The sequence below is a fragment of the Pseudomonas gregormendelii genome, from assembly GCF_017114825.1.
GTDB classification, from domain to species: Bacteria; Pseudomonadota; Gammaproteobacteria; order Pseudomonadales; family Pseudomonadaceae; genus Aquipseudomonas; species Aquipseudomonas gregormendelii.
On sequence record NZ_JADEVO010000016.1, the window covers coordinates 30,729 to 44,132 of the forward strand.

Below are 13,404 nucleotides of genomic sequence, written 5' to 3' on the forward strand. Positions count from 1 at the left end.
GACAAAAACCTTGACGCCAATCTCAATGAAACAACATTTTCCTTATATTTCAATGAGTTGTACCACTGGCACGAAACTCGCTAAAGCGTCTCCTACCAAGCCTCACCCAAAAAAATAACAATTCAGGAGACACACCATGAGTGTGATCATCGCCTTGGCAGCCCTGGCGCTGCTAATGCTGGCCGCCTACCGCGGCTACAGCGTCATCCTCTTCGCCCCTATCGCCGCCCTCGGCGCCGTCCTGCTCACCGACCCTTCCGCCGTTGCACCTGCCTTCACCGGCGTGTTCATGGAAAAAATGGTCGGTTTCATCAAACTGTACTTTCCGGTATTCCTGCTCGGTGCGGTGTTCGGCAAGCTGATCGAGCTGTCCGGCTTTTCGCGCTCTATCGTCGCCGCAGCGATCCGCATGCTCGGCACCCGCCAGGCGATGCTGGTGATTGTGATGGTGTGCGGGCTGCTGACGTATGGCGGCGTGTCGCTGTTTGTCGTGGTGTTCGCGGTCTACCCGTTCGCCGCCGAAATGTTCCGCCAGAGCAATATCCCCAAGCGCCTGATCCCGGCAACCATCGCCCTAGGTGCCTTTTCGTTCACCATGGACGCCCTGCCCGGCACTCCGCAAATCCAGAACATCATCCCCAGCACCTTCTTCAACACCACCGCATGGGCAGCGCCCTGGCTGGGATTGATCGGTTCCATATTCGTGGTGTGCGCCGGCATGCTGTTCCTGCAGCGCCAGCGCAACAAGGCCCAGCGCGCGGGCGAAGGCTATGGCACCGAGCTGCGCAACGAGCCGGAGACAGCCGAAGACATCAAGCTGCCAAACCCCTGGATCGCCCTGTCGCCACTTTTGGCCGTGGGCGTCATGAACCTGCTGTTCACTCACTGGATTCCCCAGTGGTACGGCAAGACTCATAGCCTCGCCCTGCCGGGCATGAGCGCACCGGTCACCACCGAAATCGCCAAGCTCACGGCGATCTGGGCGGTACAGGCTGCCCTGCTGATCGGCATCCTCATGGTTCTGGCATTTGGCTTCAAGGCGATTCGCAGCAAGCTCGCCGAAGGCAGTAAAAGTGCTGTAAGCGGCGCGCTGCTGGCAGCCATGAACACTGCATCGGAGTACGGTTTTGGCGCAGTGATCGCCTCGCTGCCGGGCTTTCTGGTATTGGCCGACTGGCTCAAGAACATCCCCAACCCACTGGTCAATGAGGCGGTTACCGTGACCTTGCTCGCGGGGATTACCGGCTCGGCGTCCGGGGGCATGAGCATTGCCCTGGCGGCCATGTCAGAACAATTCATCAGCGCAGCCAATGCCGCCAACATTCCCCTGGAAGTGCTGCACCGGGTGGCCGCCATGGCCAGTGGCGGCATGGACACCTTGCCGCACAACGGCGCGGTGATCACCTTGCTGGCCGTTACCGGCCTGACGCACCGGGAAGCTTACAAAGACATTTTCTGTATTACGCTGATCAAGACCCTGGCGGTTTTCGTGGTGATCGGCACTTTCTACGCCACTGGCATTGTGTGAGGTATTCATGACCACTCTTTCGGGCAAGACCGCACTGGTTACCGGTTCCACCAGCGGCATTGGCCTGGGCATTGCCCTGAGCCTGGCCAAGGCCGGCGCCAACGTGGTGCTCAACGGCTTTGGCGATGCCACGGCAGTGATCACCCAGGTAGAGCAATTTGGCGGCAAGGTAGGCCATCATCCGGCTGATGTGAGCGATCCATCGCAGATCGCCGAGATGATCGCCTACGCCGGGCGCGAGTTCGGCGGCATCGACATTCTGGTGAACAATGCCGGCATCCAGCACGTCGCGGCCGTGGAGGATTTTCCCGTGGAGCGCTGGGATTCGATCATCGCGATCAATCTTTCGTCGGTGTTCCACAGTACGCGCCTGAGCCTGCCCGGCATGCGCGCGAAGAACTGGGGGCGGATCATCAACATCGCCTCGGTGCATGGCCAGGTGGGTTCCACTGGCAAGGCTGCGTATGTGGCTGCCAAGCATGGGGTCATTGGCTTGACCAAGGTGGTCGGCCTCGAAACCGCGACCACCGGGGTGACCTGCAACGCGATCTGCCCAGGCTGGGTGCTGACGCCGCTGGTGCAGAAACAGATCGATGATCGCATTGCCAAAGGCGTTGACCCGCAGCAGGCGCAGCATGATTTGCTGGCGGAGAAACAGCCGTCCCTGGAGTTCGTCACGCCGCCGCAACTGGGTGAACTGGTGCTGTTCCTGTGCAGTGACGCGGGCAGCCAGGTGCGGGGGGCCGCTTGGAATATCGATGGTGGGTGGTTGGCTCAGTAGCCAGGTAGGGCCAAAGTCTGCTCCCTCAGGCTATATGCAAGACCTGTGGGAGCAAGGCTTGCCCGCGATTGGATTTCAAAATAAAAAAAGAGGCCAAGCCATGTCCACCATCCTTTGGCAACCCGATGCCGACCGCATTGGCAAGACACGCATGGAAGCGTTTCGGCGCTTTATCAATCAACGCCATCACCTGCATGTCGATGACTACCCTGCCCTGCACCAATGGTCCATCGATCAGCGCGCGGACTTCTGGCAAGCCATTGTCGACTTTTTCGACATCCGCTTTCACCAGCAACCGGACTGCGTGCTGCTCGAAGGCGCACAGATGCCCAGCGCCCAGTGGTTCCCCGGCGCCACGCTGAACTTCGCCGAGCACCTGTTGCGGCGCCGCGACGATGCGGTGGCCGTGGTCGCCATCGCAGAAAACGGTCAGCGCGAACAGCTGACCTGGGCGCAACTCAGTGAACACGTCGCCGGATTGCAGAACAGCCTCAAGGCTGCCGGCGTCGGCCTGGGTGACCGGGTGGCCGCATGCATGCCCAATACCTGGCAAACCCTGGTGGCGATGCTCGCCACCACCAGCCTGGGGGCCATCTGGTCCTGCTCCTCACCTGACTTTGGCACCCAGGGCGTGATCGACCGCTTTGGCCAGATCGAACCAAAAGTGCTGATCACCTGCGCCGGATACCGCTACGCCGGCAAGGACATCGAGCAAACCGTCAAGGTCAATGAAATCCTCGTACGGCTGCCGTCCTTGCAACAGCTGATCGTTGTTCCTTACGCTCGGCCACAGGCGCGTATCGACGACTTCCATACTCCGGCCAATGTCAGCCTGTGGGAAGACTTCTACGAAGTCGGTGGCGAGCCTGATTTTATTGCCGTGCCTTTCGCGCACCCGCTCTACATCCTCTACTCCAGCGGCACCACCGGCGTACCCAAGTGCATCATCCACAGCACCGGTGGCGTGCTGCTGCAGCATGTGAAAGAACATGGCCTGCACGCCGACCTGGGAGTCGGCGACCGGTTGTTCTACTACACCACCTGCGGCTGGATGATGTGGAATTGGCTGGTCTCGGCCCTGGCGGTCGGCAGCGCGGTGGTGCTGTACGACGGTTCGCCGTTCCATCCAGGTCCGGAACGCCTGGTCGACCTGATCGACGATGAACGCATCAGCGTCTTTGGCACCAGCCCGAAGTTTCTCGCGACCCTGGAAAGCAGCGGCCTGAAGCCCCGGCACAGCCACGACCTGGGCAGCCTGAAAACCCTCCTGTCCACGGGCTCGGCCTTGTCGCCGCAAAGCTACGACTACGTCTACCGCGACATCAAGAGCGACCTGTGCCTGGCCTCAATGTCTGGGGGCACCGACATCGTCTCGTGCTTCGTCATCGGCAACCCGCTATTGCCGGTGCGCCGTGGCGAAATGCAGGGCAAGAGCCTGGGTATGGCCATTGAAGTGTGGAACGACGAAGGCCATCCGGTCATCGGCGAGAAAGGCGAGCTGGTGTGTACCCGGCATTTTCCGGCGATGCCGATCGGATTGTGGCATGACGCCGATGGCGAGAAACTGCGGGCCTCCTATTTCAGCCAGTTTCCCGGCGTGTGGGCCCAAGGCGACTACGCCGAGCAACTGGTGCATGGCGCAATGATGATCCACGGCCGGTCGGACGCGGTGCTCAACCCGGGCGGTGTACGCATCGGAACGTCAGAGATCTATCGCCAGGTCGAAAAAGTCCCGCAGGTCGTGGACAGCGTGGCCATCGGTCAACAGTGGCAGGATGATGTGCGGGTGGTGCTGTTCGTGAAACTGCGCGAGGGAGTGTCGCTGGATGAAGGCCTGCAACAACAGATCCGCCAGATCATCCGCGCCAATACCACGCCACGGCATGTTCCGGAGAAGATTGTCGCAGTCACCGACATTCCTCGCACCATCAGCGGCAAAGTGGTGGAGTTGGCGGTGAGGAATGTGGTGCATGGGCAGCAGGTCAAAAACACCGATGCACTGGCCAATCCCGAGGCGCTGGAGCAATACCGCAACCGCCCCGAATTGCACAACTGATAGCCGTTGTAGGAGCGAGCTCGCTCGCGATGGTGGTCAACGATGACACGGGAAAACTGACACCCCGCAGCGTTCTCAGGTTTTTCGCGAGCAAGCTCGCTCCTACATGAAAAATGTCACCCATAAGCCCGACATACACCATATCGGTCCATGAGCCCGTCTAGCCCAGGTCAATCCATCAGCCCCCATTCGCCAGAGGCCGGCGCCGCCCCCGGCGTCACCTCCCCATGCAACTTCAGTCGCAAGCGCAGATTGTTCACTGAATCCGCATGCTTCAACGCCTCCTCCTCATCGATCGCCCCTTCGACCACCAGCCCGAACAGCGCGCCATCAAACGTCTGCATCCCCTGCTCGGCCGATTTTTCCATGATGCCTTTGAGCTCATCCAGCTCATTACGCCGGATCAGGTCGGCGATGGTCGGCGTGCCCAGCATCACTTCTACCGCGGCCCGACGCTGGCCACTACGGCTGCGCACCAGGCGCTGGGAAACAAACGCCTTGAGGTTGTTGCCCAGGTCATGCAGCAACTGGGGGCGGCGTTCGTCCGGGAAGAAATTGACGATGCGGTCCAGTGCCTGATTGGCGTTGTGTGCATGCAGCGTGGAAATCACCAGGTGCCCGGTGTCGGCAAATGCCAGGGCATGCTCCATGGTTTCGCGGTCGCGGATCTCGCCGATCAGTACCACGTCCGGGGCCTGGCGCAAGGTATTCTTCAGCGCGGCGTGAAAGCTGCGGGTATCGACCCCCACTTCGCGCTGGTTGATGATAGAACGCTTGTGCCGATGGATATATTCGACCGGGTCCTCGATCGTGATGATGTGCCCGCTGCTGTGGCGATTGCGGTAGTCGATCAACGCGGCCAGGGAAGTCGACTTGCCCGACCCGGTGGCGCCTACGAACAGCATCAGGCCTTGCTTGAGCATGATGGTATCGAGCAGCACCGCTGGCAGGTTGAGGTCTTCGAAGCGAGGAATGTCGAGCTTGATATTGCGCGCGACGATGGACACGTCGTTACGCTGTTTGAAAATATTGACGCGAAAGCGCCCCACCCCCGGCAACGAGATCGCCAGGTTCATCTCCAGCTCCCGATCGAACTCCAGGCGCTGTTCGGCGTCCATGATGGACGCGGCAATGGCGGCGATCTCTCCCGCCTTGAACGGTTGCTCGGCCAGTGCCTGCAATATCCCATCGAACCGGGCGCTGGGCGGCGCGCCTGTGGAGAGGTACAGATCGGAGCCGTTACGGCGGGCCAGCAGCGTTAACAGTGCAACGATTTCCATGGCAAAAAACACCCGCGAAGCATTCAATTGGACAGTATGGCCCCAACAGGCCACCCAGCGTCTACCACCTTGCAAGCATAATAGACGCCGCCAGACCGACATTACTGCAGGACAATTTGATGAACGCATCACCGACCGGCAGCGATGCCCAGGCCTTGATCGCCCGCACCGACTGGAGCCGCAGTGCGCTGGGCGCAGCCAGCACCTGGCCGCAAAGCCTGCGAACCGCCGTGGACATCGTGCTTCATTCGCCCATGCCCATGCTGTTGATGTGGGGGCCAGACCTCTCGCAGATCTACAACGACGGGTTTGCCCTGCTGGCGGGCAGCAAACATCCCCATGCGTTTGGCCAACCGGCACATCAGGTCTGGCCCGAACTCAAGGACTTCACCAACCCGATCTATAGTGCAGTGCTGCAAGGCCAGGTGCGCACCTACAGCGAACAGCGCTTTATCTTGCAGCGTGACGGCGTTGATGCGGAATTCTGGCTGGACCTGACCTACAGCCCGATCCGCGACGAAGCCGCGCAGGTCGCCGGCATCCTGGTCACAGCCATTGAAACCAACGAGCGCCGGCGCATTGCCGTGGAGCTCGAACAGCGTTCGGCAGCCAGCCTCAAGGCCCAGCGCGAAACCGAAGAGCGCCTGCAGCTGGCACTCGCCGCGACAGATGCGGTTGGCACCTGGGACTGGGACATCAACGAAGACCACTTCATAGCCGACACCCACTTCGCCCAGCTGCACGGGGTCGACCCGCTGCTGTCCAGCCAGTTACCCATCACCGCCTATTTGCAAGGCGTACACCCAGAAGACCGGGCCACCGTCGCGCGGGGCATCAAGCACGCTATCACCCACGGTACTGAATACGCCGAGGAATACCGCCTGCTGCAGGCTGACGCCCAGGTGCGCTGGGTGTTCGCCCGCGGGCGGTGTTACAAGGATCACCACGGGCGGCCGATCCGCTTCCTCGGCGCCGCCCTGGACCTGACCGAACGCAAACACACCGAGCAGGCCTTGCGCCAGAGCCAGACCGAGTTGCAGCTGATCATCAACGCCATGCCGATCCTGATCAGCTACGTGGATCGCGAGGAGCGCTTTCGCCTGAACAATGCGGCCTACCTCGACTGGTACGGCCGCACGCCCCAGGAACTTTACGGGCGCACGATCCGCGAAGTACTCGGCGAGGAAGCCTACGCATTGCGCGCCACGCACATTGCCGACGCCCTGAACGGCAAGACCTGCTGCTTCGGCATCGACACTCGCCACCGTGACGGCAGCTACCGGCATGCCCTGATGAACTACCTGCCGCGCCATGGTGCGGACGGTGCGGTGAACGGTTTCTACATTTTCGTGATTGACGAAACCGAGCGCAAAAAAACCGAGGAGGCCCTGCGTAACCTCAATGAAACCCTGGAAGAGCGCGTGGCCGCCCGTACCCGGCAACTGGCCGAAACCAACCAGCGCCTGCAAAACGAAATGTTTGAACGCGAACGCGCCGAAGACGCCTTGCGCCATGCACAGAAGATGGAAGCGGTGGGTCAGCTCACCGGCGGCATTGCCCATGACTTCAACAACATGTTGACCGGGATCATCGGCAGCCTCGACCTCGTGCAACGCTACATCGCTGACGGGCGTGCCGCCGAGATCGGCCGGTTCACCGAAGCGGCCGTGTCGTCGGCCAACCGCGCCGCCGCCCTGACCCACCGCCTGCTGGCCTTCTCCCGACGCCAGTCGCTGGATCGCAAGCCGTTGAACGCCAACGACCTGGTCCACTCCCTGGAAGATCTGCTGCGCCGCACCAAAGGCGATCACATCGAGCTGCGCCTGCAGCTGACTGAAGACGCATGGCCGGTGAGCACCGACGTCAGCCAGCTGGAAAATGCCCTCTTAAACCTGGTGATCAACGCCCGCGATGCCATGCCGGACGGCGGTGAGCTGCTGATCGAGACCGCCAATGTCTATCTGGAAGACAGCGACATCAACACCCTGGAACCGCTCAAGGCCGGGGATTACCTGATGATTGCCGTCAGCGATAACGGCACCGGGATGACACCTTCGGTACTGGCCAAGGCCTTCGACCCGTTCTTCACCACCAAGCCGATTGGCCAGGGCACAGGCCTGGGCCTGTCGATGATCTACGGGTTTGCCCAGCAGTCCGGCGGGCATGTCCATATCGACAGCGTGCCGGGCCAGGGCACCTGCGTGCGCCTGTACCTGCCTCGCCTGCAAGACATGGAGCAGCCAGACACCCTGCTGCCCTTCACAGGCGAAGCGCCGGCGGCCAATGCCGGTGAGACCGTGGTACTGGTCGAGGATGATCCGGCGGTGCGCATGCTGGTGCTGAACCTGCTCAAGGAGCTCGGTTACCAGGCCCATGAGGCTCGGGATGCGATCGAGGCCCTGCCCTTGCTGGAGTCGGACGCGCGGGTCGACCTGCTGGTGACCGATGTCGGCCTGCCGGGCATGAACGGACGGCAACTGGCGGAAATCGCCCGTCAGCGCCGGCCCGGCCTGAAGGTGCTGTTCATGACCGGTTACGCGGAAAAAGCTGCCGAACGCCAGGGTTTTCTCGAGCAAGGGATGGACATGGTGGCCAAGCCGTTTTCGATCGACCTGCTAGCCAACAAGATTCGCGCGATGCTCGGTCAACCGGGGTAAGTTGAGGCATAATCGCCCGCCCCGCGCTGGCACCCGCCCAGCCACCACCGTTGCAAGGTACTTCCAATGAAAGCTCAAGCCCGCCATATCCTGGTGAAAACCTCGGAAGAAGCCGAGCAGCTCAAACAGCGTATCGCCAAGGGCGAAGCCTTCGATGTGCTGGCCAAAAAATACTCCACCTGCCCGTCCGGCAAACGCGGTGGTGACCTGGGTGAAGTGCGGCCCGGACAGATGGTCGGAGTGATAGACGCAGTGATTTTCAAGAAGCCATTGCGGGTGGTGCACGGGCCGATCAAGAGCAAGTTCGGTTATCACCTGGTGCAGGTGTTCTACCGGGATTGATCCTGCGGCCACTGTGGGAGCAAAGCGTGCTCGCGATTGCCGCACCTCGGTCTTGACTGTTAAAAACAGGTTTCCATGGTCTCGATGACATTCAACTGCTCATCCACCAGGCACCCTACCCGCCACTTGTCGAACGTCAGGCATGGATGGGAAGTGCCGAAGGAAATGATGTCCCCCACCCGCAGTTCAACCCCGGGCGCCACGGTCATGAACGCATGCTGGTCCATGACCGCAGTCACTTTGCAGGCACCCACGTCGTCGCCCACTGCAGGCACCACCCCCGGCCGGTAACGCCGCAACGGCACCGGCAGGCCGGCGTCATAGGCGACGTCGCGCTTGCCCAGGGCAATCACCGCAAACCCCGGCTCCGGCAGCGACTGCACGTGGGCCCAGACTTCCAGTGCCGGGCGCAGGCCTTCGTGCAAGTCGCTGCGACGCTCGAGCACGCAGCACTGCGCCTCTTTGTAGATGCCATGGTCGTGGGCCACATAGCTGCCAGGACGCAGCACACTGAGAAAGCGTCCGGCGGCATTCTGCGCCTCGAACGATTCGGCAATCAGGTCGTACCAGGCCGACCCCGAGGCCGTGATGATCGGCTTGGCGATGGCGAATGCGCCGCTGTCCTGCAACTGGACCGCCAGGCGCACCAGGGAGGTGGCGAACGCGCGAATTCCGCTCTCGGCATGATCACCGTGGATCACACCTTCGTAGCCTTCGATACCGGTCAGTGCCAGTGCCGGTTGCGCACAGATGGCTTTGGCCAGATCAAGCACTTCCTGTTCCGTGCGGCAGCCACACCGGCCGCCGACCACACCATATTCGATCATCACGTTCAGGCGCACACCGCGCGAGGCGAAGTAGCCACCGAGGTCGGCGACGTTATCCGGATGATCGACCATGCAGTGAAAATCAAAGCCCGGGTCTGCCAGCAGATCCGCGATCAACGCCATGTTCGGCGTGCCGACCAGTTGATTGGCCATCAGTATCCGCCGCACGCCATGGGCGTAGCCGGCACGGGCCTGGGTGGCGCTGGCCAGGGTAATGCCCCAGGCGCCAGCATCCAGTTGGCGGCGAAACAAAGCCGGCGTCATGCTGGTTTTGCCATGGGGGGCGAGCTCGGCGCCGCTGTTGCGAACAAAATCCTGCATCCAGCGAATGTTGTGTTCCAGCGCTTCCCGGTGCAAAACCAGGGCCGGCAGGCTGACGTCGCGCACCAGGCTGGCGCCGGTGGAGGCCGCACCTTTTTCGACGGCGACGTTGAATGGAGCAGTAGTCATGGTCGAACTCCTCGGATTTCGCGACTTCACACAGCCGCTGTCCTGCCTTCGGTGACGATTCAGGCTTTTTTCCTGTAGGCCACGCAATCAATCTCAACCTTGCAGTCGACCATCATGTTCGCCTGCAGACACGCGCGGGCCGGGGCATGCTCAGGGCTGAAGTACTCGGAAAACACCTTGTTGAAGCTCCAGAAATCCCGCGGGTCTTCCAGCCACACACCGGTACGAACCACGTCCTCCAGGCCATAACCGGCCTCTTCGAGGATCGCGACCAGATTCCTCATGGTCTGGTGAGTCTGCTCGACGATACCGCCGACGATGATCTCGCCATCCAGCGCCGGGACCTGGCCAGACACGTACAGCCAGCCATCGGCCTCCACGGCGCGGGCGAAGGGCCGCGGCTGGCCGCCGCCTGCAGTGCTGCCGGTGCCGTATCGAGTGATGCTCATGGGTATTTCTCCTGGTCTGGATGCTGGGTGCTGGGTGCGCCGATTCTGAACGTGCGCCAGCTGAGAGATTAAATCGCAAGCAGGCTCGCTCCTACAGGAAATTGTGATCGATCACAAAATCTGCGGGAGCGAGCCTGCTTGCAATGAGGCCTTCAAGGGCCCGGCAAGATTAAACGCTGCGAGGCACCAGCAACACGCGCGTCACCCGGCGCTCCTCAACGGCCATCACGGTCATCCGCCAGCCGTCCCACTCATGACTGTCACCGATGACCGGCAGGCGATCCAGCACACTCACCACCAGGCCGGCCAGGGTCTGATAGTCCTCGGTGGGTTCTGCCGCGAAACCAGTGCGCTGGCGCACCCGCATCAGGTTCAAGGCGCCGCTGACGATGAACCCGCCATTGTCCTCAATCACGTCCGGGCCTTCGATTTCACTGGCGTCAGGCAACTCACCGGCAATCGATTCCAGGATGTCGGTCATGGTCAGCAAACCGACGAAGTCACCGAACTCATTGACCACGAAGGCAATGTGAGTCGAGGCCTTGCGCATCTGCTCCAGGGCATTGAGGATCGAATAGCTGTCCAGCAGGTTGATAGTCTTGCGCGCCAGGTGTTCAAGGTCCGGCTCGTTGCCGGCCAGGTATTCCTTGAGCAATTCCTTCTTGTGCACAAAGCCCAGGGGCTCGTCCACCGCGCCGTCGCGAATCAGCGGCAGGCGCGAATAGGACGAGTGCATCAGCCGCGCGCGAATGGCTTCGGCGTCATCCGCCAGGTCGATGTGATCGATGTCGGCACGGACCGTCATCAAGGTGCGGATCGGCCGCTCGGCCAACTGCAATACACCGCTGATCATCACCCGCTCGCGCCGGTCGAATAGCGCTTCACTCGGTGCCTCGCCATTGTCCAGCAGGTCGGCGATCTCGTCGTCGACCTCCTCCGCTGCCAGCGTGCGCCCGCCCAGCAAACGCATCACGGCATGCGCGGTGCGTTCGCGAATCGGCCGCACGCCCTGCACCGAGCGTTTGCGACGAGCGCGGGCGATCTGGTTAAAGACCTCGATCAGGATCGAGAAGCCGATGGCCGCGTACAGGTAGCCTTTCGGAATATGGAAGCCCAAGCCTTCGGCGGTCAGCGCGAAGCCGATCATCATCAGGAAGCCCAGGCACAGCATGATCACTGTCGGGTGCGCGTTGACGAAGCGGGTCAGCGGCTTACTGGCGACGATCATCAGGCCAATGGAAATGATCACGGCGATCATCATCACCGCCAGTTCATCAACCATACCCACGGCGGTGATCACCGCGTCCAGGGAGAACACCGCGTCGAGCACGACGATCTGCGCCACGATTGGCCAGAACATCGCGTACGCCGTATTGGACGTGCGCTCGCCGACATGGCCCTCGAGCCGCTCGTGCAGTTCCATGGTGGCCTTGAACAGCAGGAATACACCACCGAACAACATGATCAGGTCGCGGCCGGAGAAGCTCTTGTCGAACACCTCGAACAGCGGCTGCGTCAGGGTCACCAGCCAGGAAATACTGGCCAGCAGGCCCAGGCGCATCAACAACGCCAGGGACAAACCGATGAGCCGGGCGCGGTCGCGCTGCTCGGGGGGCAGTTTGTCCGCCAGAATCGCGATAAACACCAGGTTATCGATACCCAGTACCAGTTCCAGCACAATCAGGGTCAACAGGCCCAGCCACGCGGTGGGATCAGCAATCCATTCCATGAAAATCTCTCTACCTCTTCAGTTGATTCAGAATGCCAGGCACGGCAAAGCGCGGCGCACAGGCCGTGAAAATACTTGGGAAATGGATATCTGGGGGCGGAAGACTGGGTGCTTCGCGTGCATCAAGACTGCGCGGCGGCGCCGGGCGATCGGGTAACTGGGAGGCTCCGAGAGGGTGTTCATGCAATTCCTGCGGGAAAATAAGGATTCCAAGCGTACAGCGGAATCCTATTTTTCCTACACATGGAAATCATTACAAAATCTGTAGGAGCGAGCTTGCTCGCGAAAAACCTGAGGGCGCTGCAGGGTGACAGGCTTGCCGCGCTATCGTTGACGACCATCGCGAGCAAGCTCGCTCCTGCAACGAATCTGCTCGATGTACCGGCCCACCGCCGCAGACTTTTCAAACCGCCGATAGATCAAGGACAACCACGAACTCGCCTCACAGCCGTCAATCTGCCGATACCAGACACCGGGCAAACCCACATGGCCGACCACCGATTCCGGCACTACGGCCACGCCCTGCCCCAGGGACACCAGCGCCAGCACCGCCACCAATCCACCCGGTTGGGCCCCCAGTTTTGGCGCAAAGCCGCCCTCGGCAGCCACCTGCAACGTACCGCTGATCTGCTCGGGCAGAATAAAGGTCTCATCCTGCAGTTGCCTCGGGCTGATCATCGGCAACCGGCTTAGCCATGACTCGCCCGACACCGCCAGGACAAAACCTTCGGCATCCAGGCGTACAGCTTCCAGGCCGTCCGGCAACGTCATGGGCGAGCGCACGTAACCGACGTCATATCGTCCATCCAGGACCATCGCCGGTAGGGCGGCCATCGGGCTTTCGCACACACTCACGCTGACGTCCGGATACTCGCGAGTGAAGGCCTGCACCTGTTTTTGCAGGAGCCCGGAATAGACTGCCGAGGCCACATATCCCAATTCAATGTGGCCGATGTCCCCGCGGCCGGCACGCCGGGCATTATTCTGCGCCGCCTCAAACTGGCGCACGGCAGCGTCCGCCTCGGGCATCAGCGCGACGCCGGCCTCGGTCAGGCTGACGTCACGTTGATGGCGGTTAAACAGCCGGGTGCCGAGTTCGCTTTCCATGTCCTGGATCTGCCGGCTCAGGGTCGGCGGTGCGATACCCAGTTGCTCGGCGGCGCGGGTGAAGTTGCGCTGACGGGCGACGGCCAGGAAATAACGAAAATGACGGATATCCATAGGCGTATTAGCTCAAAGGTAACGAAGTCATGGTGCTCGCCTAACGCGGACAGTAGCTGGCAGCCATAAGCTTGAACGACTCCC

Annotated in this window: 10 protein-coding genes and 1 pseudogene; 6 read left to right on the plus strand and 5 right to left on the minus strand. The window is 61.4% G+C overall.

The features are described from left to right. Positions 1–136 precede the first annotated feature (136 nt). From IMW75_RS13080 to IMW75_RS26930, 4 genes and pseudogenes are all read left to right on the plus strand, one after another. Positions 137–1,528, plus strand: coding sequence for a GntP family permease (locus tag IMW75_RS13080; protein WP_045057562.1), 1,392 nt, complete (start codon positions 137–139; stop codon positions 1,526–1,528). A gap of 7 nt (positions 1,529–1,535) precedes the next feature. After that, positions 1,536–2,309, plus strand: a complete 774-nt coding sequence (locus tag IMW75_RS13085; RefSeq protein WP_045057563.1) for a 3-hydroxybutyrate dehydrogenase — start codon at positions 1,536–1,538, stop codon at positions 2,307–2,309. 100 nt (positions 2,310–2,409) lie between these two features. Continuing rightward, positions 2,410–4,365, plus strand: a complete 1,956-nt coding sequence (locus tag IMW75_RS13090; RefSeq protein WP_205892840.1) for an acetoacetate--CoA ligase — start codon at positions 2,410–2,412, stop codon at positions 4,363–4,365. Positions 4,366–4,394: 29 nt separating this feature from the next. Beyond that, positions 4,395–4,472: pseudogene (locus IMW75_RS26930) on the plus strand (outer membrane lipoprotein carrier protein LolA); the annotation flags it as partial. Between the two features lie 63 nt (positions 4,473–4,535). On the opposite strand, the gene IMW75_RS13095 reads toward IMW75_RS26930, so the two are convergent. Next, positions 4,536–5,645, minus strand: a complete 1,110-nt coding sequence (locus IMW75_RS13095; RefSeq protein WP_045057628.1) for a PilT/PilU family type 4a pilus ATPase — start codon at positions 5,643–5,645, stop codon at positions 4,536–4,538. 119 nt (positions 5,646–5,764) lie between these two features. Between IMW75_RS13095 and IMW75_RS13100 the strand changes: the two genes are divergently transcribed. Together IMW75_RS13100 and IMW75_RS13105 are read left to right on the plus strand one after the other, a co-directional pair. After that, positions 5,765–8,302: a PAS domain-containing hybrid sensor histidine kinase/response regulator gene (locus tag IMW75_RS13100; protein ID WP_205892841.1), complete on the plus strand. Its 2,538-nt coding sequence runs from the start codon at positions 5,765–5,767 to the stop codon at positions 8,300–8,302. A 66-nt stretch (positions 8,303–8,368) separates the two neighbouring features. Continuing rightward, positions 8,369–8,644 carry a peptidylprolyl isomerase gene (locus IMW75_RS13105; protein WP_007898282.1) on the plus strand — a complete coding sequence of 92 codons (276 nt, stop codon included), beginning with the start codon at positions 8,369–8,371 and terminating at the stop codon, positions 8,642–8,644. 59 nt (positions 8,645–8,703) lie between these two features. On the opposite strand, the gene IMW75_RS13110 is transcribed toward IMW75_RS13105, so the two are convergent. The 4 genes from IMW75_RS13110 to IMW75_RS13125 all read right to left on the minus strand — a co-directional run bounded on the left by IMW75_RS13110 (position 8,704) and on the right by IMW75_RS13125 (position 13,320). Continuing rightward, positions 8,704–9,921, minus strand: coding sequence for an amino acid deaminase (locus IMW75_RS13110; protein ID WP_205892842.1), 1,218 nt, complete (start codon positions 9,919–9,921; stop codon positions 8,704–8,706). A 59-nt stretch (positions 9,922–9,980) separates the two neighbouring features. Then, on the minus strand, positions 9,981–10,370 hold the full coding sequence (locus tag IMW75_RS13115; RefSeq protein ID WP_205892843.1) for a RidA family protein: 390 nt from the start codon (positions 10,368–10,370) through the stop codon (positions 9,981–9,983). A gap of 169 nt (positions 10,371–10,539) precedes the next feature. After that, positions 10,540–12,099 carry a TerC family protein gene (locus IMW75_RS13120; RefSeq protein ID WP_045057568.1) on the minus strand — a complete coding sequence of 520 codons (1,560 nt, stop codon included), beginning with the start codon at positions 12,097–12,099 and terminating at the stop codon, positions 10,540–10,542. Between the two features lie 324 nt (positions 12,100–12,423). After that, a complete protein-coding gene (locus tag IMW75_RS13125; protein ID WP_045057569.1) occupies positions 12,424–13,320 on the minus strand; it encodes a LysR family transcriptional regulator in 897 nt (298 codons plus the stop codon). Positions 13,321–13,404: the final 84 nt, after the last annotated feature.

Excerpts from the sequence above, each read along its gene's own strand:
- IMW75_RS13080 (WP_045057562.1), top strand. The coding sequence starts at position 137 with ATGAGTGTGATCATCGCCTTGGCAGCCCTGGCGCTGCTAATGCTGGCC.
- IMW75_RS13085 (WP_045057563.1), top strand. The coding sequence starts at position 1,536 with ATGACCACTCTTTCGGGCAAGACCGCACTGGTTACCGGTTCCACCAGC.
- IMW75_RS13090 (WP_205892840.1), top strand. The coding sequence starts at position 2,410 with ATGTCCACCATCCTTTGGCAACCCGATGCCGACCGCATTGGCAAGACA.
- IMW75_RS13095 (WP_045057628.1), bottom strand. The coding sequence starts at position 5,645 with ATGGAAATCGTTGCACTGTTAACGCTGCTGGCCCGCCGTAACGGCTCC.
- IMW75_RS13100 (WP_205892841.1), top strand. The coding sequence starts at position 5,765 with ATGAACGCATCACCGACCGGCAGCGATGCCCAGGCCTTGATCGCCCGC.
- IMW75_RS13105 (WP_007898282.1), top strand. The coding sequence starts at position 8,369 with ATGAAAGCTCAAGCCCGCCATATCCTGGTGAAAACCTCGGAAGAAGCC.
- IMW75_RS13110 (WP_205892842.1), bottom strand. The coding sequence starts at position 9,921 with ATGACTACTGCTCCATTCAACGTCGCCGTCGAAAAAGGTGCGGCCTCC.
- IMW75_RS13115 (WP_205892843.1), bottom strand. The coding sequence starts at position 10,370 with ATGAGCATCACTCGATACGGCACCGGCAGCACTGCAGGCGGCGGCCAG.
- IMW75_RS13120 (WP_045057568.1), bottom strand. The coding sequence starts at position 12,099 with ATGGAATGGATTGCTGATCCCACCGCGTGGCTGGGCCTGTTGACCCTG.
- IMW75_RS13125 (WP_045057569.1), bottom strand. The coding sequence starts at position 13,320 with ATGGATATCCGTCATTTTCGTTATTTCCTGGCCGTCGCCCGTCAGCGC.